This window comes from Streptomyces sp. NPDC088097 (assembly GCF_044741845.1).
Classification (GTDB): Bacteria; Actinomycetota; Actinomycetes; order Streptomycetales; family Streptomycetaceae; genus Streptomyces.
The window spans coordinates 1-21,761 of the sequence record NZ_JBIUTJ010000014.1; the positions used below are offsets into that span (position 1 = coordinate 1).

General features: G+C 72.2%; 20 protein-coding genes and 1 tRNA gene. 10 read left to right on the forward strand and 11 right to left on the reverse strand.

Going from position 1 to position 21,761, the window contains the following annotated elements:
* A partial coding sequence (locus ACIOD1_RS28490; RefSeq protein ID WP_401905450.1) for a homocysteine S-methyltransferase family protein occupies positions 1-732 on the reverse strand: 732 nt, incomplete at its 3' end.
* Between the two features lie 252 nt (positions 733-984).
* On the opposite strand from ACIOD1_RS28490, the gene ACIOD1_RS28495 reads away from it, so the two are divergent.
* The 5 genes from ACIOD1_RS28495 (at position 985) to ACIOD1_RS28515 (ending at position 7,448) form a co-directional block, all read left to right on the forward strand.
* Positions 985-1,752, forward strand: coding sequence for an IclR family transcriptional regulator (locus ACIOD1_RS28495; protein ID WP_365623267.1), 768 nt, complete (start codon positions 985-987; stop codon positions 1,750-1,752).
* Positions 1,753-2,076: 324 nt separating this feature from the next.
* The gene (locus ACIOD1_RS28500) at positions 2,077-2,859 is read left to right on the forward strand and encodes an MIP/aquaporin family protein (protein ID WP_365623269.1); all 783 of its coding nucleotides are present in this window, start codon (positions 2,077-2,079) and stop codon (positions 2,857-2,859) included.
* A 78-nt stretch (positions 2,860-2,937) separates the two neighbouring features.
* Positions 2,938-4,479 (forward strand): glycerol kinase GlpK, encoded by a 1,542-nt coding sequence (gene glpK, locus ACIOD1_RS28505; RefSeq protein ID WP_365623271.1) that lies wholly within the window; start codon positions 2,938-2,940, stop codon positions 4,477-4,479.
* A gap of 40 nt (positions 4,480-4,519) precedes the next feature.
* Positions 4,520-6,127: a glycerol-3-phosphate dehydrogenase/oxidase gene (locus ACIOD1_RS28510; RefSeq protein WP_365623273.1), complete on the forward strand. Its 1,608-nt coding sequence runs from the start codon at positions 4,520-4,522 to the stop codon at positions 6,125-6,127.
* A gap of 127 nt (positions 6,128-6,254) precedes the next feature.
* A complete protein-coding gene (locus ACIOD1_RS28515; protein WP_365623275.1) occupies positions 6,255-7,448 on the forward strand; it encodes a PAC2 family protein in 1,194 nt (397 codons plus the stop codon).
* 120 nt (positions 7,449-7,568) lie between these two features.
* On the opposite strand, the gene mshC is transcribed toward ACIOD1_RS28515, so the two are convergent.
* The 4 genes from mshC to ACIOD1_RS28535 form a co-directional block, all read right to left on the reverse strand.
* On the reverse strand, positions 7,569-8,798 hold the full coding sequence (gene mshC / locus ACIOD1_RS28520) for a cysteine--1-D-myo-inosityl 2-amino-2-deoxy-alpha-D-glucopyranoside ligase (RefSeq protein WP_401905456.1): 1,230 nt from the start codon (positions 8,796-8,798) through the stop codon (positions 7,569-7,571).
* A 110-nt stretch (positions 8,799-8,908) separates the two neighbouring features.
* Positions 8,909-9,745 carry an SCO1664 family protein gene (locus ACIOD1_RS28525; protein WP_401905459.1) on the reverse strand — a complete coding sequence of 279 codons (837 nt, stop codon included), beginning with the start codon at positions 9,743-9,745 and terminating at the stop codon, positions 8,909-8,911.
* Complete coding sequence (locus ACIOD1_RS28530) at positions 9,709-10,299, reverse strand: DUF3090 domain-containing protein (RefSeq protein WP_365623281.1); 591 nt, start codon at positions 10,297-10,299, stop codon at positions 9,709-9,711. The genes ACIOD1_RS28525 and ACIOD1_RS28530 overlap by 37 nt, the downstream gene beginning before the upstream one ends.
* A 74-nt stretch (positions 10,300-10,373) precedes the next feature.
* Positions 10,374-11,081 (reverse strand): histidine phosphatase family protein, encoded by a 708-nt coding sequence (locus tag ACIOD1_RS28535; protein WP_401905462.1) that lies wholly within the window; start codon positions 11,079-11,081, stop codon positions 10,374-10,376.
* Between the two features lie 52 nt (positions 11,082-11,133).
* Between ACIOD1_RS28535 and ACIOD1_RS28540 the strand changes: the two genes are divergently transcribed.
* Positions 11,134-12,126: a magnesium and cobalt transport protein CorA gene (locus ACIOD1_RS28540; protein ID WP_365623285.1), complete on the forward strand. Its 993-nt coding sequence runs from the start codon at positions 11,134-11,136 to the stop codon at positions 12,124-12,126.
* A 19-nt stretch (positions 12,127-12,145) separates the two neighbouring features.
* On the opposite strand, the gene ACIOD1_RS28545 is transcribed toward ACIOD1_RS28540, so the two are convergent.
* Both ACIOD1_RS28545 and ACIOD1_RS28550 read right to left on the reverse strand, forming a co-directional pair.
* Entirely contained in the window at positions 12,146-12,934 is a 789-nt protein-coding gene (locus tag ACIOD1_RS28545) for a ferritin-like domain-containing protein (protein WP_365623287.1), read from the reverse strand.
* Between the two features lie 242 nt (positions 12,935-13,176).
* The gene (locus ACIOD1_RS28550; protein WP_365623289.1) at positions 13,177-14,226 is read right to left on the reverse strand and encodes an LLM class F420-dependent oxidoreductase; all 1,050 of its coding nucleotides are present in this window, start codon (positions 14,224-14,226) and stop codon (positions 13,177-13,179) included.
* Between the two features lie 112 nt (positions 14,227-14,338).
* On the opposite strand from ACIOD1_RS28550, the gene ACIOD1_RS28555 reads away from it, so the two are divergent.
* A complete protein-coding gene (locus ACIOD1_RS28555; RefSeq protein ID WP_401905466.1) occupies positions 14,339-15,322 on the forward strand; it encodes an aldo/keto reductase in 984 nt (327 codons plus the stop codon).
* Positions 15,319-17,694: a helix-hairpin-helix domain-containing protein gene (locus ACIOD1_RS28560; RefSeq protein ID WP_365623293.1), complete on the forward strand. Its 2,376-nt coding sequence runs from the start codon at positions 15,319-15,321 to the stop codon at positions 17,692-17,694. The genes ACIOD1_RS28555 and ACIOD1_RS28560 overlap by 4 nt, the downstream gene beginning before the upstream one ends.
* Positions 17,695-17,757: 63 nt before the next feature.
* Here the strand turns inward: ACIOD1_RS28560 and ACIOD1_RS28565 are convergent, their stop codons facing one another.
* Positions 17,758-18,486, reverse strand: a complete 729-nt coding sequence (locus ACIOD1_RS28565) for a hypothetical protein (protein WP_401905469.1) — start codon at positions 18,484-18,486, stop codon at positions 17,758-17,760.
* A gap of 47 nt (positions 18,487-18,533) precedes the next feature.
* On the opposite strand from ACIOD1_RS28565, the gene ACIOD1_RS28570 reads away from it, so the two are divergent.
* Entirely contained in the window at positions 18,534-18,722 is a 189-nt protein-coding gene (locus ACIOD1_RS28570) for a DUF5703 family protein (RefSeq protein WP_365623297.1), read from the forward strand.
* A 49-nt stretch (positions 18,723-18,771) separates the two neighbouring features.
* Here the strand turns inward: ACIOD1_RS28570 and ACIOD1_RS28575 are convergent, their stop codons facing one another.
* The 3 genes from ACIOD1_RS28575 to ACIOD1_RS28585 all read right to left on the reverse strand — a co-directional run bounded on the left by ACIOD1_RS28575 (position 18,772) and on the right by ACIOD1_RS28585 (position 21,395).
* Positions 18,772-19,494, reverse strand: coding sequence for a chaplin (locus tag ACIOD1_RS28575; protein WP_365623299.1), 723 nt, complete (start codon positions 19,492-19,494; stop codon positions 18,772-18,774).
* Between the two features lie 204 nt (positions 19,495-19,698).
* Positions 19,699-19,932, reverse strand: a complete 234-nt coding sequence (gene chpH, locus ACIOD1_RS28580) for a chaplin ChpH (RefSeq protein WP_365623301.1) — start codon at positions 19,930-19,932, stop codon at positions 19,699-19,701.
* A 137-nt stretch (positions 19,933-20,069) separates the two neighbouring features.
* Complete coding sequence (locus ACIOD1_RS28585) at positions 20,070-21,395, reverse strand: M20/M25/M40 family metallo-hydrolase (protein ID WP_365623303.1); 1,326 nt, start codon at positions 21,393-21,395, stop codon at positions 20,070-20,072.
* A 169-nt stretch (positions 21,396-21,564) separates the two neighbouring features.
* On the opposite strand from ACIOD1_RS28585, the gene ACIOD1_RS28590 reads away from it, so the two are divergent.
* Positions 21,565-21,649, forward strand: a tRNA-Leu gene (locus ACIOD1_RS28590).
* Positions 21,650-21,761: the final 112 nt, after the last annotated feature.

The following is a 21,761-nucleotide window of genomic DNA, read 5'->3' on the forward strand; positions in this document are numbered from 1 at the left end:
CATCTCCGCCGGCCCGGTCGCACAGTTCAAACCGATCATGTCGATACCCAGCGGCTCCAACGCGGTCAGCGCCGCCCCGATCTCCGAGCCGAGCAGCATCGTCCCCGTCGTCTCCACCGTCACCGAACAGATCAGCGGAACGTTGATGCCGAGCGCGTCCATCGCACGGCGGGCACCGATGATGGAGGACTTGGTCTGCAACAGGTCCTGGGTGGTCTCCACCAGGAGGGCGTCGGCGCCGCCGGTGATCAGGCCCTCGGCATTGATCTGGTAGGCGTCACGGATCTGCGCGTAGGTGATGTGACCCAGGGTGGGCAGCTTGGTACCGGGGCCGATGGAGCCGAGGACCCAGCGCTGCTGACCGGTGGAGGCGGTGAACTCGTCGGCGACCTCGCGGGCGATGCGCGCACCGGCCTCCGACAGCTCGAAGTTGCGGTCCGCGATGTCGTACTCCGCCAACGCGGCGTAGTTCGTACCGAAGGTGTTGGTCTCCACACAGTCCACACCGACCGAGAAATACTCCTCATGGACGGAGCGCACGATGTCGGGGCGGGTGATGTTCAGGACCTCGTTGCAGCCCTCCAGCTGCTGGAAGTCCTCCATCGTGGGGTCCTGGGCCTGGAGCATGGTTCCCATGGCTCCGTCGGCGACGACCACGCGGGTGGCGAGCGCCTCTCGGAGGGCGTCGGCCCGGGTCTGGGTGTCTGCGGGCGGGTTCGGCAACGAGGCCATGGTTGAGCTCCCTGGGATGCGACGGCTGTCGGCTTTGCACCCCCTCTGTGTCAAGGGTGCACGCGGTCAGGGTAACCGCGCGGCGCCGGCCCCGGTGGGGCCGTCCCACGTGGCGGACTGCATTCTGTGCGCGGGGGTCCGTACGGGGAGCGGCGATCTCGCGCCGCCCCGGAAAGTGCCCGCACATGCACGAGGTCGACATCGACCGATAGTGTTCAGCATTGTCGAACTACGTCAGCAGGAGGCTGCGCGATGGCACGGAACATCCAGTCGCTCGAACGAGCAGCTGCGATGCTGCGGCTCCTGGCGGGCGGGGAGCGCCGGCTGGGTCTCTCGGACGTGGCGTCCTCCCTGGGCCTGGCCAAGGGCACGGCGCACGGGATCCTGCGCACCCTTCAGGCCGAGGGCTTCGTGGAGCAGGACCCGGCCTCGGGCCGTTATCAGTTGGGCGCCGAGCTGCTGCGGCTCGGCAACAGCTACCTGGACGTGCACGAGCTGCGCGCCCGCGCCCTGGTCTGGACGGACGACCTCGCCCGGGCGAGCGGGGAGAGCGTGTACGTGGGGGTGCTCCACAAGAGCGGGGTGCTGATCATGCACCACGTGTTCCGGCCGGACGACAGCCGCCAGGTGCTGGAGGTCGGGGCCATGCAGCCGCTGCACTCCACCGCCCTGGGCAAGGTGCTGTCGGCCTACGACCCGGTCGCGCACACCCAGGTGGTGGAGGTGGAGCGGGAGGCCTTCACCCCGCGCACGGTCACCGATCCGGCGGGCTTCGAGGAGGTGCTGGCGCTGATCCGGGCGCGCGGCTGGGCCTCCGACGTCGAGGAGACCTGGGACGGCATCGCCTCGGTGGCCGCGCCCATCCACGACCGGCGCCGGATGCCCGTGGGGGCGGTGGCCGTCGCGGGCGCCGTGGAGCGGGTGTGCGGGGAGTCCGGGGAGCCGCGGGCGGCCCTGGTGGCCTCCGTACGGGACTGCGCACGGTCGGTTTCGCGCGATCTCGGGGCGGGCCGGTTCTGAGCTTGATCTGACCGATCTGGTCCACCCGATGGCCGCTCCGACTGCCATTTGGGTGGACTTTTTCGTTTCCAGACTGACCAGTGGCTTGATTTGTTCGATCGTACCGCGTGGTAACGATCCGGTTCTTTGACCTGGCGGACCCTTGACGCGTTCTTCACCCAGGCGGAAAACTGCCGTTCACCGGTCGGCATTGTCGAACACCTAACGGCAATACGCGTTAGGGTATGGCGAGGCCAAGGACCGGTGCAGCACTCACCGAGTGCGTGGACCACCGGAGGGACCCGGTGTCCGCCCACCCCTGGACGTAAGACAAAGGAGTCGCGGGTGTCCAGCTCCGACATCTTCATCGGCGAGACCATCGGTACCGCCCTGCTCACTCTGCTCGGCGGTGGCGTCTGCGCCGCGGTCACGCTCAAGAGCTCCAAGGCCCGCAACGCGGGTTGGCTCGCGATCACCTTCGGCTGGGGTTTCGCCGTCATGATCGCCGCCTACGTCTCCGCTCCGCTCTCCGGGGCGCACCTGAACCCCGCGGTCACGGTCGGCATCGCCGTCAAGACCGGCGAGTGGGGCGACGTGCCCGTCTACTTCGCGGGCCAGCTGCTCGGCGCCATGCTGGGCGCGGTCCTGATGTGGGTCACGTACTACGGCCAGTTCCTCGCACACCTGTCCGACCCGGAGCACATCCGCGACGCCAAGCTCGGCCCGGAGGACCCGCACCCGCACGACACGGCCGGTCCGGTGCTCGGCATCTTCTCCACCGGCCCCGAGATCCGTAATGTCGTGCAGAACCTCGCGACCGAGATCATCGGCACGGCCGTCCTGGTACTGGCCATCCTGACCCAGGGCCTCCAGGACGACGGCAAGGGGCTCGGTGTCATAGGCGTCCTGATCACCTCGTTCGTGGTCGTCGGCATCGGCCTCTCGCTGGGCGGTCCGACCGGTTACGCCATCAACCCGGTGCGCGACCTCGGTCCCCGCATCGTGCACGCCCTGCTCCCGCTGCCCAACAAGGGCGGCTCGGACTGGGGGTACTCCTGGATCCCGGTCGTCGGCCCGCTCGCCGGTGCCGCACTCGCCGGCGGTCTGTACAACATCGCGTTCGCCTGATCAGCATCGGCCTGATCGCAAGATCCGCACCGACCTCCTGATTCCGCCTACTCACCAGACCCGCCAGGAGCAGCCACCATGACCAGCAGCACCGGCCCCTTCATCGCCGCGATCGACCAGGGCACCACCTCCTCCCGCTGCATCGTCTTCGACCGCGACGGCCGCATCGTCGCCGTCGAGCAGAAGGAGCACGAGCAGATCTTCCCGAAGCCGGGCTGGGTCGAGCACGACGCCACCGAGATCTGGACCAACGTCCAGGAGGTCGTGGCCGGGGCCATCGCCAAGGCCGCCCAGGACATTCCGGGCTTCACCACCGCCGACGTCAAGGCGGTCGGCATCACCAACCAGCGCGAGACCACCCTCCTGTGGGACAAGAACACCGGCGAGCCGGTGCACAACGCGCTGGTCTGGCAGGACACCCGCACCGACGCCCTGTGCAAGGAGCTCGGTCGCAACGTCGGCCAGGACCGCTTCCGCCGCGAGACCGGCCTGCCGCTGGCGAGCTACTTCGCCGGCCCGAAGGCCCGCTGGCTGCTCGACAACGTCGAGGGCCTGCGCGAGCGCGCCGCCGCCGGCGACATCCTCTTCGGCACCATGGACTCCTGGGTCATCTGGAACCTCACCGGTGGCGCGCAGGGCGGTGTGCACGTCACGGACGTCACCAATGCCTCGCGCACCATGCTGATGAACCTGCACACCCTGGAGTGGGACGAGAGCATCGCGCGGTCCATGGAGGTGCCGCTCGACCTCCTCCCCGAGATCAGGTCCTCCGCGGAGGTGTACGGCCACGTCAAGGAGGGCGTCCTCGCCGGTGTCCCGGTCGCCTCGGCGCTCGGTGACCAGCAGGCCGCCCTCTTCGGCCAGACCTGTTTCGCCGAGGGCGAGGCCAAGTCCACGTACGGCACCGGAACGTTCATGCTGATGAACACCGGCGACAAGATCATCAACTCCTACAGCGGCCTGCTGACCACGGTCGGCTACAAGATCGGCGACGAGAAGCCGGTCTACGCGCTGGAGGGCTCCATCGCCGTCACCGGCTCGCTCGTCCAGTGGATGCGCGACCAGATGGGCATGATCAAGACCGCTGCCGAGATCGAGACCCTCGCGTCCTCGGTCGAGGACAACGGCGGCGCCTACTTCGTGCCGGCCTTCTCCGGTCTGTTCGCCCCGTACTGGCGCTCCGACGCCCGCGGTGTGATCGCCGGCCTCACCCGGTACGTCACCAAGGCGCACATCGCCCGTGCCGTCCTGGAGGCCACCGCCTGGCAGACCCGCGAGATCACCGACGCCATGACCAAGGACTCGGGCGTCGAGCTGGCGGCCCTCAAGGTCGACGGCGGCATGACCTCCAACAACCTGCTGATGCAGACCCTCTCCGACTTCGTGGACGCCCCCGTGGTCCGTCCCATGGTCGCCGAGACCACCTGCCTCGGCGCCGCCTACGCCGCCGGCCTGGCCGTCGGCTTCTGGCCCGACACCGACGCCCTGCGCGCCAACTGGCGCCGCGCGGCGGAGTGGACCCCGCGCATGCCCGCCGAACAGCGGGACCGCGAATACAAGAGCTGGCTCAAGGCCGTGGACCGGTCCATGGGCTGGGTCGACGACGAAGACGTCAGCTGACCGCACCAGCTGAGTCAATCGACGAGGAGCTAAGAGAGATATGAGCAGCCTGCAGAGCGTTCCCGCCCTGGGTACGCACCCGACCGCCGGCACGAACGCGAGCCGCGCCGAGACCCGCGAGCAGCTGGCCAAGGCCACGTACGACCTGCTGGTCATCGGCGGTGGGATCCTGGGCACCTCGGTGGCCTGGCACGCCGCGCAGTCGGGCCTGCGGGTCGCCATGGTGGACGCCGGCGACTTCGCCGGCGCCACCTCCTCGGCCTCCTCCAAGCTCGTCCACGGCGGTCTGCGCTACCTGCAGACCGGCGCGGTCAAGCTGGTGGCGGAGAACCACCACGAGCGCCGGGTGCTGGCCAAGGACGTGGCCCCGCACCTGGTCAACCCGCTGACCTTCTACCTGCCCGTGTACAAGGGCGGTCCGGTGGGCGCGGCCAAGCTGGGCGCGGGCGTCTTCGCCTACTCCGCCCTCTCGGCCTTCGGCGACGGCATGGGCAAGGTCATATCCCCCGCCCGCGCCGCCGCCGACAACCCCGGTCTGAAGACCGACAACCTCAAGGCCGTCGCGGTCTACTACGACCACCAGATGAACGACTCCCGCATGGCCGTGATGACGGTCCGCGCGGCCGTCGAGTCCGGAGCGGTCGTCCTCAACCACGCCGAGGTCACCGGGCTGCGCATGACGCGCGGCCGGGTCTCCGGCGCCGAACTCAAGGACCGTCTCGACGGCACCGAGTTCGGGGTCGACGCACGCGTCGTGCTCAACGCCACCGGCCCGTGGGTGGACCACCTGCGGCGCATGGAAGACAAGCACTCGATGCCGTCGATCCGCCTCTCCAAGGGCGCGCACATCGTCATGAAGCGCAAGTCGCCGTGGAAGGCCGCCATGGCCACCCCGATCGACAAGTACCGCATCACCTTCGCCCTCCCCTGGGAGGACCAGCTGCTCCTCGGTACGACCGACGAGGTCTACGAGGGCGACCCGGCGGACGTGCGCGCCACCGAGTCCGACATCGACCAGATCCTGGACGAGGCGGCCTTCTCGGTGAAGGACGCCGATCTGGACCGTTCCCTGATGACGTACGCCTTCGCGGGCCTGCGGGTGCTGCCCGGCGGCCCCGGCGGGGTCGAGAAGGCCAAGCGCGAGACCGTGGTCTCCGAGGGCGCGGGCGGCATGCTGTCGGTGGCGGGCGGCAAGTGGACCACGTACCGGCACATCGGTCGCGTGGTCATGGACAAGCTGGCGAAGCTGCCCGGCAGCCCGCTGACGGAGGACATGGAGCCGCTCAAGTCGCTCGTGCGCCGGATCGCGCTGCCCGGTGTCGCCAACCCGAACGCGGTCGCGCACCGCCTGCTGGTGGACCGTGAGCCCGGCTCCCGGATGGACCCGTTGACGGCCCGCCACCTGGCCTCGCACTACGGCTCGCTGGCCTTCGACATCGCCCGTCTGGCGAACGAGGACCCGGCGCTGGCCGAGCGCATCCACCCCGACGGTCCGGAGATCTGGGCGCAGGTCGCGTACGCCCGCGACAACGAGTGGGCCGAGACGGTCGACGACGTGCTGCGCCGCCGTACGACGGTGACGGTCCGAGGCCTGGACGACGAGGCCGTACGGGCCCGGGTCCAGGAGATGCTGGGCCGGAAGGCGTAGCCGTAGTTCAGATGGGGAAGAGGGGCGGTTCCGAGAGGAACCGCCCCTCTGTCGTGGGCTGTGGCCGGTGCCCCATGAAGGCTTAGGCTGACCCCCGTACGCAAGGGAACTTCGGAAGGAGACCTGGGTGATCGAGCTTGAGGGCGTGCCCGAGCTGATCGACCCGGTCATGGTGGCCGCGTTCGAGGGCTGGAACGACGCGGGTGACGCCGCCTCCGGTGCGGTCGCGCACCTTGACCGGGAGTGGAAGGGCGAGGTCTTCGCGGCTCTGGACGCCGAGGACTACTACGACTTCCAGGTCAACCGTCCGACGGTGTGGCTGGACAACGGGGTCAGGAAGATCACCTGGCCGACGACCCGGCTGTCGGTGGTCCGGATCGGCGGTGCGAAGCCGCGGGACCTGGTGCTGGTGCGGGGTATCGAACCGTCCATGCGCTGGCGGTCGTTCTGCGAGGAGATCCTGGGCTTCGCCGTCGAGTTGGGCGTGGAGATGGTGGTCATCCTGGGCGCGCTGCTCGGGGACACCCCGCACACCCGGCCGGTGCCGGTGAGCGGGGTGACCTCCGACGCGGACCTGGCGCGGACGATGGACCTGGAGGAGACCAAGTACGAGGGGCCGACCGGGATCGTGGGCGTGCTCCAGGAGGCCTGCACCCATGCCGGGATGCCGGCGGTGTCCCTGTGGGCGGCGGTGCCGCACTACGTGTCGCAGCCGCCGAACCCGAAGGCGACCCTCGCCCTGCTGAACCGACTGGAGGACCTGATCGACCTGCGGATCCCGCTGGGCGAACTGCCCGAGGACGCGCGGGCCTGGCAGCTCGGGGTGGACCAACTGGCCGCCGAGGACAGCGAGGTGGCGGAGTACGTCCAGACGCTGGAGGAGGCGCGGGACACCGCCGACCTGCCGGAGGCCTCCGGCGACGCGATCGCCCGGGAGTTCGAGCGCTACCTGCGGCGCCGGGATCCCTCGGCCCCGTCGACCGGGGAGCCCGGTGACGGCTCGTACCTGCGGGACACCTCGGGCGGGCTGACCCTGCCGCCGAAGCGGAAGGCCGATCCGGCCGCCGCGCCGGAGGAGCCGGAGCCGTCGCCCGCGGCGGATTCGGGGTCCGAGCCGGGTTCGGGGTCCGAGCCGGAAGCGGGGCCCTCGGCGGATTCGGCGCCCGAGCCGGAAGCGGGGCCCGCGAAGCCGGGGCCCGCGGCCGAGTCGGGGCCAGTACCGGAGCAGGAGTCCGGGGCCGCGGCCGAGCCGCCGGCGGAGGCCGGGCCGGAGGAATCCGGCGACGACGCCCCGCCGCACCCCGACACCCCGGGGTCATAGCCCGGGCGGGCCCGGTTCGGACCCGGGCCGCGAACGTGAGAACGCCGGACCCGCCGCCTGCGCGGCGGGTCCGGCGTTGCGTCGTTCGGGGTCGCTCCGTGTCGCTCCGGGGCGGGTCGGTTACAGGGCCACGCCCAGGAGGGCGTCGACCGTACGGGAGACCAGGCCCGGGGCCGATTCGTCGTCCCCGCCGGAGGCGAGCTGGAGCTCGGCCCAGCGGTCCACGGCCGCCAGCGCGGCCGGGGCGTCCAGGTCGCGGGAGACGGCCTCTCGGACCTCTTCGACCAGGGCGTCGGCCGCGATCCCGTCCGGGCGGGAGACCGCCGCGCGCCAGCGCTCCAGCCGGGCCAGGGCCTCGTCGAGGACGGCGTCCGTCCACTCCCAGTCGGCGCGGTAGTGGTGCGCGAGGAGGGCCAGCCGGATGGCGGCCGGGTCGACGCCCGCGCGGCGCAGCGAGGAGACGAAGACCAGGTTGCCCCGGGACTTCGACATCTTCTCGCCGTCCAGGGCGACCATGCCCGCGTGGACGTACGCCTTGGCCATCGGGAACTCGCCCGTCAGCGCCTGGGCGTGCGAGGCACCCATCTCGTGGTGCGGGAAGGCCAGGTCGGAGCCGCCGCCCTGGATGTCGAAGCCCATGCCCAGGTGGTCCAGGGCGATGGCCACGCACTCGATGTGCCAGCCCGGTCGGCCGCGGCCCAGCGAGGCCCCGTCCCAGCTGGGCTCGCCCGGGCGGGCGGCCATCCACAGCATCGGGTCGAGGGGGTTCTTCTTGCCGGGGCGCTCCGGGTCGCCGCCGCGCTCGGCGGACAGCAGCCGCATCGCGTCGGCGTCGAGGTGGGACACGCCGCCGAAGTGCGGGTCGGACTCCACGGAGAAGTAGACGTCGCCCTCCAGCTCGTAGGCGGCGCCCGCGTCACGGAGCCGCTCCACCAGCGGCACGATGCCGGGTATGGCCTCCACGGCACCGATGTAGTGCTTCGGGGGCAACATCCGCAGGGCGGTCATGTCCTCGCGGAAGAGGGCGGTCTCGCGCTCGGCGAGCTCGGTCCAGTCGTGCCCGTCGCGCAGGGCCCGCTCCAGGAGCGGGTCGTCCACGTCGGTGACGTTCTGGACGTAGTGGACCTGTCGCTTGTTGTCGAGCCACACGCGTTGGACGAGGTCGAACGCGTTGTAGGTCGCCGCGTGACCGATGTGGGTCGCGTCGTACGGAGTGATGCCGCAGACGTAGAGACGGGCGACGGGACCGGGGGCGAGGGTGATCGTCCCTTGGGTCGCGGTGTCGTGGATCTGGAGGTCGCGGCCCTTGCCAGGAAGGGCGGGGACCTCAGAAGCGGGCCAGGCATGCATGCTTCGAGACTAACCGGACGCGTGTTCCGGAAACGAACCGGACCTGCACTGTTGGCCTGATGGGCGGTCTTGCGATCCGGCCGCGAGTGTGCCTCGCGCCCGGATCCGGCTCAGACCGGTGGCCAGGGGATCGCGGGCCACTCACCGGAGGGCTGCGGATGCCTCCCGGTACGCAGCAGGAGGGCCACACGGGCCCGTACGGCGGCCAATTCGACGGGGGTGATCAGTTCGGCCAGTCGGGTGGCGAGGGGCCCTTCGGGGGCCAGCTGCGTCTCCAGGGAATCGAGGACGGCGCGGGCCTCCTCGGTGAGCGGCTCCCCCGCCCATCCCCAGAGGAGGGTGCGCAGCTTGTCGTCGGTGTGGAAGGTCACTCCGTGGTCGATGCCGTAGAGCCGGCCGTCGGGGGCGGGCAGCAGGTGGCCGCCCTTGCGGTCGCCGTTGTTGATCACGGCGTCCAGGACGGCGAGCCGGCGCAGTCGGGGGTCGTCCGCGTGCACGAGCAGCGCGGTGCGGCCCTCGCCGACCTCGGCGAAGGCGACCGGCTTCCAGCCCTCCCCCGCCTCCTCGCCGTCGACGAGGGCCAGCAGGGAGGCCTCGGGGGACTCCCCGGCGTCGATCCAGTGCTGGACCATGCCCTCGCCGTAGGGGCCGTCGCGCAGCACGGTGGTCGGGACGAGCCCCCAGCCGGTGGCCTCGGAGACCAGGTAGGCGGCGCGTTCGCGCTGGGCGAGGTTGCCGTCGGGGAAGTCCCAGAGCGGCCGTTCGCCCTTGACCGGCTTGTAGACGCAGTCCACGCGGGCGCCCTCGTGCGTCACGGTGCACAGCAGGACGGCGTTGGACGCCTCGGCGATGCGGCCTCGGACGGTCAGCTCGCCTCGGGTGAGCAGCTCCTCGATCGGGGTCCCGGGGCTCACGCCTGGCGCCGGTACCCGTTCTGGCGGGGGCACACGTGCCCCTCCGGGTCCAGCGGCAGGCTGCACAGCGGGCACGGCGGCCGGCCGGCGTTGACCACGTCGAGGGCGCGCTTGGCGAAGGCCCGGGCCTGGGCGCCGGAGAGGCGGACGCGGAGCATCGGCGGGCCGTTCTCCTCGTCCTGGAGGAGCCGCTCCTCCGCCTCGGCGAGGTCCTCGTCCGAGCCGGCGTCGAGCTCGACGAGCGCCTGGGCCTCGACGATCATGCGCTGTTCCTCGCCGTCCCAGGCGAGCGCCATGGTGCCGACGCGGAACTCCTCCTCGACGGGGACGTCGAGCGGGGCGGTGTCGGCGGCCTCGGTGGAGGCGACGGCGGGGACCGGGGCGTTGCCGCCGGTGCGCCGTACGACCTCGTCGAGCAGCTCGTCCATCCGTTCGGCCAAGGCCGCGACCTGGGTCTTCTCCAGGGAGACGCTGGTGACCCGGGGGCCGGTGGAGGCCTGGAGGAAGAACGTACGGCGTCCAGGCAGACCGACCGTGCCGGCCACGAAGCGGTCCGGGGGGTCGTAAAGGAACACCTGACGGGGCACGTCCAGTCTCCAAGTCTCAGGCAGGGCAGGGCCGCGCGGTGGCGCCGACCCTGCCACCCTACTGCGCCGTTCGATCAGGCCGCGCCCGCGCCGCCCCCCACGACGGCGTTGCCCTCCCCCTCGGCGTCGTCGCGCGCGGGGGCCTGCGGGTGCGGCACCAGCGGGGCGAAGTCACCGGTGTCGCCGAGGCGGATCAGGAAGGGCCGGGTGGGGGTGTAGCGGATCACGGTGACCGAGCAGGGGTCGACGTGGATCCGCTGGAAGAGGTCGAGGTGCATGCCGAGGGCGTCCGCGACGAGGGACTTGACGATGTCGCCGTGCGAGCACATGAGGTAGACGGCGTCGGCGCCGTGCTCCTCCTCGATCCGCGCGTTCCACTCGCGTACGGCCTCCACGGCGCGGGCCTGCATCGCGCGCATGGACTCGCCGCCCGGGAAGGTGACCGCCGAGGGGTGCTGCTGGACGATCCGCATCAGGGGGTCTTCGGACAGCTCGGAGAGCTTGCGGCCGGACCAGTCGCCGTAGTGGCACTCCCCGATCCGCTCGTCGGGGTGCACGGCCAGGTCGGGGCGGGCCGCGAGGAGCGGGGCGAGGGTCTCCCGGCACCGCTGGAGCGGGCTGGTGACCACGGCGGCGAGGGGGATCCCGTCGAGGCGTCCGGGCAGGGCGGCGGCCTGTTCGGCGCCGCGTTCGTCGAGGGCCACTCCCGGGGTCCATCCGGCGAGCAGACCTGCGGTGTTGGCGGTGGACCGCCCGTGTCGTACGAGGATCAGCGTGGCCATGGGGGCAGCCTAAACGGTGCCGTGCGGTGGGAGCGCGGGCCGGTACGGAAGAATGCGCCGGGTGATTGTCGACTGCGCGATGTACCGGGACGGCCGCCGCTCCGAGGCACCCGAGGACTTCTCGGACGCCCTGGACGAGGCGAGGGCCATCGGTGACGCCTTCGTCTGGGTCGGCATGCACGAGCCGACGGCCGAGGAGTTCGACCACGTGAGCCGGGAGTTCGGGCTGCACGCGCTGGCCGTGGAGGACGCGCTGACGGCGCACCAACGGCCGAAGCTGGAGGTGTACGACGACTCCCTGTTCGTCGTCCTCAAGCCGGTGGTCTACGACGACGACGCGGACACGGTGAGCACGGGCGAACTGATGGTCTTCATCGGCGACTCGTTCGTGGTGACGGTCCGGCACGGCGAGGGGGCGGCGCTGTCCGCCGTGCGCCACCGGCTGGAGCGGGAGCCCGACGTACTGCGGCACGGTCCGACGGCGGTGCTGTACGCGGTGTGCGACGCGGTGGTGGACCACTACATCGAGGTGGCCGCCGAGCTCCAGGGGGACCTGGAGGAGCTGGAGGCGGAGGTGTTCTCCCCGAACGCGTCGAGCTCGAAGAACACGGCCGCCCGGATCTACGCGGCCAAGCGCCAAGTGCTGGAGTTCCGCCGGGCGATCAGCCCGCTCCTCCAGCCGATGGACCGGCTGGCCTTCGGTCAGGTGCCCTTCGTCCACGACCACGCCCAGCCCTTCTTCCGGGACGTGGCCGACCACCTGACCAAGGCGAACGAGTACATCGAGGGGCTGGACCGGCTGCTGTCGGACGCGCTCGCGGCGCACCTGGCGCAGATGGGCGTGCGGCAGAACGACGACATGCGCAAGATCTCCGCCTGGGCGGCGATGGCGGCCGTCCCGACGATGGTCGCGGGCATCTACGGGATGAACTTCGACCACATGCCGGAGCTGCGGCAGGGCTGGGGCTACCCGGCGGTGGTGGCGCTGATGGCGGGTCTGTGCTTCGGCCTGCACCGCATGTTCAAGCGGCGCGGCTGGCTGTAGCCGGCACGAGGGGGACGCCCTAGGCGTACTCGCGCACCGGCTTCGGCAGGCCGCCCAGGGCGTCGGGGCGCGTCGGCGGGCGCAGGCCGATCATCCGGTGCCAGCCGCCGAAGCGTTCGTAGGCGTACGTCGCGCGGATCCCGGCGGCGAGGGCGGCGGCCTTGGGAGCGGGCCAGCGCAGCAGGCGCCCCATGTGGTCCATGACGGCGAGGCTGACCTCGCGGTAGACGGCGATCTCGGCGAGCGCGCTCTCGCGCAGCACCCCCTGGATGGTCCGGCCGTGTCCGGCCCGGGCCAGGCGCAGGAGTTCCTCGTGGCAGTAGGCGAGGTGGTTGTCCTCGTCGTCGCTGATCATGCGGACGGCCCGGCCCAGGTCGGGGTCCGTGCCGAAGTGGCGCACCAGCATCCGCATCTGCTCGGAGGCTCGCTGTTCGGTGACCCGGCTGTGGGCGAGGTAGACGACGATGTCCCGCTCGGTCAGGGGCTCCTCGCGGCGCAGCGTCCCGTGGGCGAGGCCGATGCCCCGGCGTTCGAGCAGCATCGTGTAGTCGGTCTCGGGCGGGACGGGGACGGCGGTGAGGCCGCGCTTGTGCAGCAGGGCGCGGAAGATCCGGCCGTGCTTGTCCTCGTCGGCGCCGTGCCGGGTGATCTTGGGGGCGAGGTCGCGCATGCCGTCGGGCACGAGGGCGGCGATGCGGGCGTTCTCCCAGCCTCCCTGGGACTCCCCGCTCGCGGCGATGGAGCAGAACAGCTGGAAGGACTCGTCGTGCTCGACGATCTCCTGGAACAGGCTGCGGGCAGAGAGCATGCAACGAGTCAAAAGCGGATCCGCCGGCCGGGCAACCGATGCGCCGCGCCGCTCGGCCGAATGAGCGAGTACGACGGCCGCGCCCCGGGGCGTAACCCCGGGGGCCGGCCGCGCGTTGTTGGCTGTGTCGGCCGTGGCGGGGAAGACCCCCCGAGCCCCCACCACGGCCGCAGACCTCCCCCGGCGCACGCCGCCCTCCCGACCGCCGCGCGCGGCCCGCGGGAGGGTGGCGGCGCGGTGGATCAGGCCAGGCCGGCGAGTTCCATGGCCTCGGTGCCGGCCCGCAGGGCGGTGAGCCGCTCCTCGCGGGTGAATCCCGCCGGGGCCAGCGTCAGGGTGGTGACGCCGGCTTCCGCGTAGGCCTTCATCCCGTCGGCGATCCGCTCCACGGAGCCGAGCAGGGTGGTCGAGTCGATCAGGGAGTGCGGGACGGCGGCGGCCGCGCCCGTCTTGTCGCCGCCCAGGTACTTGGTCTGGATCTCGGCGGCCTCCTTCTCGTACCCCATGCGCTGGGCGAGCTGGTTGTAGAAGTTCTGCTTCGGGCTGCCCATGCCGCCGACGTACAGGGCGGTGTAGGGGCGGAACATGTCGGCCAGCGCCGTGACGTCCTCGCCGACGGCGAGGGGGACGGTCGGGCAGACGTCGAAGCCGTCCATGGTCAGACCGGCCTTCTCGCGGCCCGCGCGGACGTGCCGCAGGGCCGTCTCCTCCAGGTGTTCGGCCGCCGGGAAGATCAGCAGGGCTCCGTCGGCGATCTCGCCGGTCTGCTCCAGGTTCTTCGGTCCGATCGCGGCGATGTAGAGCGGGATGTGCTCGCGCTCGGGGTGCACGGTCAGCTTGAGCGGCTTTCCGGGTCCGCCGGGCAGCGGGAGGGTCCAGTGCTCGCCGTCGTAGGAGAGGCGCTCGCGGGTCATCGCCTTGCGGACGATCTCCACGTACTCCCGGGTCCGGGCGAGCGGCTTGTCGAACTTCACGCCGTACCAGCCCTCGGAGACCTGCGGGCCGGAGACACCGAGGCCGAGGCGGAAGCGGCCCTTGGTGAGGGAGTCCAGGGTGGCGGCGGTCATGGCCGTCATCGCGGGCTGGCGGGCGGGGATCTGGAAGATGGCGGAGCCGACGTCGATCCGTTCGGTCTGGGCGGCGACCCAGGCCAGGACGGTGGCGGCGTCCGAGCCGTAGGCCTCGGCGGCCCAGCAGACGTCGTAGCCCAACCGGTCGGCCTCCTGGGCGACGGCGAGGTTGTCGGCGTCCATGCCAGCACCCCAGTAGCCGAGATTGATGCCGAGCCTCATGTGTCGTCCCCTTACGGTCGCGCCTTGCGGTGTACCCATCAGTAACGTGAGTCTGCGGGGACTGTAGCGCGCCCGGCGGCCCCGCGGCAGTGCCCCAGTACTCTCAGCGCTCATGGAGCAGAGGCATCTCGGCCGCACCGGACTGCGCGTCTCCCGGATCGGCCTCGGCACCCTGACCTGGGGCCGTGATACCGGCGAGGAAGCCGCCGCCATGCAGTTGAAGACGTTCTGGGAGGCCGGCGGCACGCTCGTCGACACCGCCGACGTGTACGGCGACGGGGAGGCCGAGTACCTCCTCGGGCGGCTCGTGGGCTCCCTCGTACCGCGCCGGGACCTCGTCATCGCCACCAAGTCGGGCAGCGTGCCCGATCCGGACCGGCGCTTCAACGGCTCGCGCAGGCACCTGCTCGCCGCCCTGGACGACTCCCTGGACCGCCTCGGCACCGACCACGTGGACCTCTGGCAGGTGCACGCCTTCGACCCGGCGACCCCGCTGGAGGAGACCCTCCAGGCGGTGGACCTGGCCGTCAGCAGCGGGCGGGCCCGGTACGCGGGGGTGTCCAACTTCAGCGGCTGGCAGTTGGCGAAAGCCGCGACCTGGCAACTGGCCGCTCCCGGGACGCGGACCCGGCTGGCCTCGACCCAGATGGAGTACTCGCTGCTCCAACGGGGTGTGGAACGGGAGGTGTTGCCGGCGGCGTTGGACCTGGAGGTCGGCCTGTTGCCGTCCTCGCCCCTGGGACGCGGGGTCCTGACGGGCAAGTACCGCGACGGGACCCCGGCCGACTCCCGGGGCGCCTCGCAGTCGCTCGCCGCCCTGGTGGAGCCGTACCTGGACGAGGCGGCCCGGCTGATCGTGGACGCCGTGGTGACCGCGGCCCAAGGCCTGGCCGTGACCCCGCTCCAGGTGTCCCTCGCCTGGATCCGCGACCGGCCGGGGGTGGTCGCCCCGATCGTCGGGGCGCGGACAGCGGAACAGCTCTGCGCGGCGCTGTCGGTGGAGGCCCTTACTCTTCCGGAGGAGATCTGCCGGGCTCTGGACGATGTGTCGGCGCCCGTGCACCGCTATCCCGACCAGGACTGGAGCACGTTGTGAGTACGGACCCCGAGGCCGCCACCCCCGCTGCCGCGGAGGAAGCGGAGGCCCAGGCCGCCGGTGCCGCCACCCCCCGGCCCGGTCCGAGCGAGCCCCCGACCCCACGACCCGACGAGGACCCGGAGGCCGGGGAGGACCCGCAGGCCGGAGATACCGCCGAGGGCTCCGCCGATGTCGAGGCCTCCGAGGCGGACACGGGAGCGGACGCCGAGGTCGGGGCGCCGGTCGAGGCGGAAGGGGACGTCGAGGCGCCGGTCGCGGACGCCGAGGGCGAGGCGGAAGCGGAAGCGGACACCGAGAGCGAAGCCGACGCGGAGGCCGGCCCGGACGCGGAGACCGACCCCGACGCAGAGGCCGTCGGCGGGGCGGACGCTGACTCCGAGGCCGGTGCCGCCGAGGCGGAGGCCGTCGCCGCCACCCCCGCCGCGCCGGGCCTCACCGAGGCCCAGGCCGAGCTGGCCGCCCAGAAGGTCGAGCGGGAGCGCATCGCGCGCCGCAAGGCCGAGCGCGAGGCTCCGGTCGACGCGGGCGCCAAGCTCAGCGGTACGGCCGCAGACCTGCTGGCGGCCGTACGGGCCGTGGAGGGCGGGGGCAAGGCCCCCTCCGTCTACTTCGACGACGCCCCGGCCGCCCCCCGCACCCCGGCCCCCGCTCCCCCGGCGCCCCGCGCCGCGGCCGCTCCCGCCGTCGCCACGCCCCCCGCCTCGGTCGGCGACGTGGACGCCGTACGCGCCGTCCTGACCCGCGGGGGCGCGCCGGAGGCCCTGGCGGCCGCGACCGCGGAGGCGCTCGGCGAGGGCGCCGCCGAGCAGCTCGCCGAGGACCCCTGGCGCCTCTTGGCCGTCCCCGGCGTGCGCCCGACGCAGGCCGACGGCTTCGCGCAGGCCCTCCTCGGCCCGGAGGCCGGCCCCGCCGACGAGCGGCGCGGAGCCGCCCTGGTGGGCTGGCTGCTGGACCAGGCCGCCGTGAAGGGGCACACCGCCCTGGAGGCCCCGCTCCTGGAGAAGGCCCTGGCCCAGTACGGCGTCCCGACCCCGGCCGAGGCCCTGGAGGCGGCCATCGGGGACGGCGCGGTGCTGGTGTTCCACGAGCCGCTGGGCGAGCCAGTCGGGGAGGACGAGGAGCAGCCCGTACGCGTCCTCGTGGGCCTGGAGGAGTACGCCCTGGCGGAGGAGAGCCTGGCCGACGGGCTGGCCCGACTGTCCGCCGGCTTCGACGCCCCGGCGGACTGGAGCGCGGCGGCGAGCGGCCCCGGCGCGGAACTGGTCCGGGCCGTGTCGGCGCACGGCCTGGTCACCCACACGGGTGGTGAGGCCGCCCGCGCCGAGCCCTTGGCCCTGCTGGCGGCGGCGCGCGGGCTGGGCCTGCGGGCCTGCCTGGCCGCGCACGTCCCGGCCGGGGACGCCGTCACCGTGTCCGATCTGCTCTCGGGTGCGAAGGGCCCCGGGCGGGACGCCGACGGCCGCTTCGACCTCGACCTCCTCGTGGTGCTGGACGCCCCCCAGTTGGACGTCGAGACGGCCGCGGCCCTGGTGGAGTCGGTGCCGGACGGCGCCCGTCTGGTGCTGTCCGGCGATCCCGGGGTGCTCGGGTCGGCCGGGCCCGGGCGGGTGTTCGCCGATGTGCTGGCGGCCAGGGCCTGCCCGCAGGTGGTCTCCCGCGTCCCGGATCCCGGCCCCGTCGGCGAGCTGGTCTCGGGCATCGGGATCGGAGAGCTGAACCAGGTGGCCGCCCCCGGCAAGGAGGTCGTCATCGTCCCGGTGCGGGACGCCGGGGAGGCCGTCCACCGCACCGTGCAGCTGGTCGCCGAGTCGGTGCCCCGCGCCTTCGGGATCCCCGCCGAGGCCGTGCAGGTGATCACCCCGGGTCACGGCGGCTCGGCCGGGACCCGGGCGCTGAACGCGGCCCTGAAGGAGCGGCTGAACCCGGGCCCCGGCCGGTTCGGGGGCTTCGACCCCGGCGACCGCGTGGTCCACGTGCCCTCGCCCGGTCGGGCCGTGCCGGCCCGGGTGGTGACGGCCGACGCGGAGGGTCTGCACCTGGAGGACGCCGCGGGCGCGCGGATCGTCGTACCGAGGGAGCGGGTCGAGGCCCGGGTCCGGCACGGCTGGGCGGTGACGGCGCACCAGGCCGTGGGCGCGCGCTGGCCGGCGGTGGTCGTGGTCCTTCCGGGTGACGCGGCGCAGGCCCTGTCCCGGGACTGGGTGTACACGGCGTTCGGTCGGGCCGGGCGGCACCTGTCGGTGGTGCACGGGGTCGACCAGGCCTTGCCGCAGGCGGTGGCGGAGGGGCTCCCGAAGCCCCGCACGACCCGGCTGACGGGGCTCCTGCTGGCCCTGACGGCGGCCCAGGAGGAGCGGCCCGCCGAGTGACCCGCGCGGGCGGGCCCCTCGCCGCGCTCGTGGCGAGGGGCCCGCCGTGCGCTCAGGCGGGCGTCACGCCGGCGTCAGGCCCGGCGCGGCGCTCTGCCGTCCGGCGGCCTCCCCGCCGCCCACGCCGTCACCCTCGTGCCCCGCCCCGTTCCCGTGCCCGTCCTCGTCCTCGTCCTCGTCCTCGAAGGGTTCGTCCTCCTCGTCGAAGACGGAGCTGACGTCGAAGCGGTGCAGCACGTCCTGAAGGTCGGTCTCGCCGAAGGGGGCGCCCAGCCAGTCCCCCGGCTCCGCAACCTCCTCCAGGGCCGCGATCCACAGGGTGGAGTCGCCCTCCTCCAGCCCGAACTCCTTGTAGCGGGAGGCGATCTCGTCGGGCTCGTACTCCCCGAAGAGCACGCCCAGCGCGCCCGCCGTGCCGCCGTCCTCGACGAGTTCGGCGTCCCGGTCGTGCGAGGCGACCCGTTCGGCCTGGGCGATCAGCCGGGCGGGCTCGACGACCGCGTAGTCACGACGGATGAGCACGCTGAACGCGGCGGGCTCGACGGGGCCGGTGTAGGCGACACCGTCCTCGGGCGTGGGGATCTCGAAGGGGGTGACCTCGTCGTAACGGTCGTAGAGGAGTTCGTCGTACTCCTCGGCGGCGGCGGCGAGTTCGTTGAAGGCGGCGTAGACGGCCGGGTCCTCGTCCCCGATCCTGCTCTCGACCGCGGCGAGGTGACGGTCGAGAGCGTCCTTGACCGCCTCGGCGGCGGCGCGTACCTCGGCAACAGTGGGCAGAGCGGCATCAGACATAGTGCAGACGCTATCCGTAGGCGGGCTCCGCCCGCACAATAGATGCGATGCCGGAATACGAATTTGTCGACGTGTACGTGCCTCGCGGGACCTCCCGCCAGGAGGCGACCCGCCTGTTGACCGATCATGCCGAGTACGGGCACTGGGAGCTGGACCGACTGTCCCTGTACCGGAACGGCAGCCGCCGCGTGCGGTTGCGCCGCCGGATCATCCGCCAGGTCCGCGCGACCTGGTGACACACGAAGACGCGGGCCCCGGCTGCGGGGCCCGCGTCGTGAACTTCCGTCAGGCGGCGTTGCGGGCCCGGCGGTAGAGCACCGCGCCCCCGAGCAGCAGGCCGCCGGCGAGCGGTACGCCCGCCGTCAGCGCGCTGCCCGCGCCGGTGGCGGCGAGGGCGGGCGTACCCGTTCCCTGGCCGGTGTGGGTGACCGGGGTGACGGATCCGGTACCGGTGCCGGGAGCCGTGCCCGTACCGGGGTTGCCCGTGCCGGGGGTTCCGGGGTTGCCGGGGGTCTGGCCGCCCGGGGTGCCGGGGGTCTGGCCGCCCGGGTTGCCCGTGCCCGGGGTTCCGGGGTTGTCGCCACCGGGGGTCCCACCGCCCGGAGTGTGGCCCCCGCCGGGGGTGTGTCCGCCGGGCGTCCCCGGGTTCTGACCGCCCGGGGTGTGACCGCCCGGGGTGTGGCCTCCGCCGCCGGGGTGGTGACCGCCCGGCGTGCCCGGGTTCTGGCCGCCCGGGTGGGCCGGCTCGTCCTCGCAGGGCTCGTCGTCCCCGCCCTGCGGGTGCTGCGGCGGCCTGCCGGCTTCGTTGGCGCAGCGGTTCCCGAAGGCCGGGTTGAGGCCGCCCACCACGGTGATCGTGTTGCCGCAGGCGTTCACCGGCACGTCCACCGGCGCCTGGACGTTGTTCCCGGACAGGAGGCCCGGGGAGTTCGCGGCGTGTCCCGAGGCACCGGAGTCCGCCTGCGCGTAGCCACCGCCGAGCGCGAGAACACCCCCCGCGGCCGCCATGGTGATCAGTGTCTTCCTGGTGACCTGAACCGGTCGTCGCATCTGTACTCGTCCCCTGGTGTGTACGTGATCGCGACCGTCTCTCGACGGCCCGGCCGTCCGGGCTCCCCCGCCCGGTACGCCGAAGATCGAAGGTTTTAGGGCCGGAAAGTCCGGCGGCCCCGGAGCGCTGGAATGCGCTCCGGGGCCAAAACTTCAGATGCGTCAGGCGTTGACGCAGGTGTTGCCGAAGGCCGGGTTCAGCAGGCCGATCACGGAGATCGTGTTACCGCAGACGTTCACGGGCACGTGGACCGGGACCTGGATGACGTTGCCGGACGCGACACCGGGCGAGCCGATGGCCGCACCCTGCGCGCCCGCGTCGGCGACGGCGAGGCCGGCACCCGCGAGAACCAGACCACCGGTAGCAGCCGCAGCGGCGACAACCTTCTTGAGCATTGTTCCTCCTAGTAGGCAAGTGCGGTCCCAGCCGCGGACCGCACCACCTGTAACGAGGAGGGATCACCAGGGCTACGAGCGTATGAGCGCATTCACTCTTCTCAGTGGAATCCGCACGTCTGCCCGATTCTTCGACCTCAGGCGTTGTCGATGAACCGGTCGAGGACCCGGACCCCGAACTTGAGCCCGTCGACCGGCACCCGCTCGTCCACCCCGTGGAACATTCCGGCGAAGTCCAGCTCCGGCGGCAACTGCAGCGGGGCGAAGCCGAAGCAGCGGATCCCGAGGTCGTCGAAGGACTTCGCGTCGGTCCCGCCGGAGAGCATGTACGGGACCGCGCGCGCGATCGGGTCCTCGGCCCGGAGGGCGCCTTGCATGGCGTCCACGAGGCGGCCGTCGAAGTCCGTCTCCAGGGCCTTGTCCCCGTGCACGTCCTCCCGCTTCACCCGCGGTCCGAGGATCCGGTCGAGGTCGGCGAAGAACTCGTCCTCGTAGCCCGGCAGGAAGCGGCCGTCCACGTGCGCCGTGGCCTGCCCGGGGATGACGTTGACCTTGTAGCCCGCGCCGAGCATGGTCGGGGCCGCCGAGTTGCGCAGCGTGGCGCCGACCATCTTGGCGATGCCGCCGAGCTTGGCGAGGGTGGCGTCCATGTTGTCGGGGTCGAGGGGGGTGCCGAGCGCGTCCGAGAGCTCGTCCAGGAAGGACCGTACGGTCTTGGTCACGCGCACCGGCCACTGGTGGCGGCCCAGCCGGCCCACGGCCTCGCACAGCTCCGTGATGGCGTTGTCGTTGTTGGTCATGGAGCCGTGGCCCGCGGTGCCCTCCACCGTGAGCCGCATCCAGTGCATGCCCTTCTGGGCGGTCTCCACCAGGTAGAGGCGCAGGTTCTCGTTCACGGTGAAGGAGAAGCCGCCGACCTCACCGATGGCCTCGGTGACCCCTTCGAAGAGGCCGGGGTGCTTGTCGACGAGGTGCCGGGCCCCGTAGACGCCACCCGCCTCCTCGTCGGCGAGGAACGCCAGCACGATGTCGCGCGGGGGCTTGCGGCCGCTGCGCATCCGGTCGCGCACGACGGCCAGCGTCATCGCGTCCATGTCCTTCATGTCGACCGCGCCGCGGCCCCACACGCACCCGTCGGCGATCTCGCCGGCGAAGGGGTCGTAGGTCCAGTCCGCGGCGTTGGCCGGCACCACGTCGGTGTGTCCGTGGATCAGCAGGGCCGGCCGCGAGGGGTCCTCCCCCTCGATCCGGGCCACGGTCGAGGCCCGCCCCTTGTGCGATTCGAAGATCTGGGGCTCCAGCCCGACCTCGGCCAGCTTCTCGGCGACCCACTCGGCCGCCTTGCGCTCGCCGGGGCCCGAGTGGTCCCCGTAGTTGCTGGTGTCGATCCGGATCAGGTCCCGGCAGAGGTCGACGACCTCGTCCTCACCGGAGACACCCTTGCCCGCGCCCGCTTCGCTCACGCTGCTTCCTCCCACTGATCGGTACCGACTGCCTCCCCATCCTCGCCCCCCGGACCGCTCTCCCCAAGGGCGACCTCCGGTCACCGGGGGGTGTGATCGAGGACCCCGGAATGTTTGGTAATGTTTTCCACGTCGGAACGGCCCGCGAGGGACGCGAGACAGACACCTTGTCCGGGTGGCGGAATGGCAGACGCGCTAGCTTGAGGTGCTAGTGCCCTTTATCGGGCGTGGGGGTTCAAGTCCCCCCTCGGACACAGAAGAGAAGGACCCCGCTCCGGCGGGGTCCTTCTTCGTTTCCCCATGCAGTCGAGGGCCCCGTTTCCGATCTTGGGGATTCCGTTCACGCGCCGTGACGGTGCGTGTGAG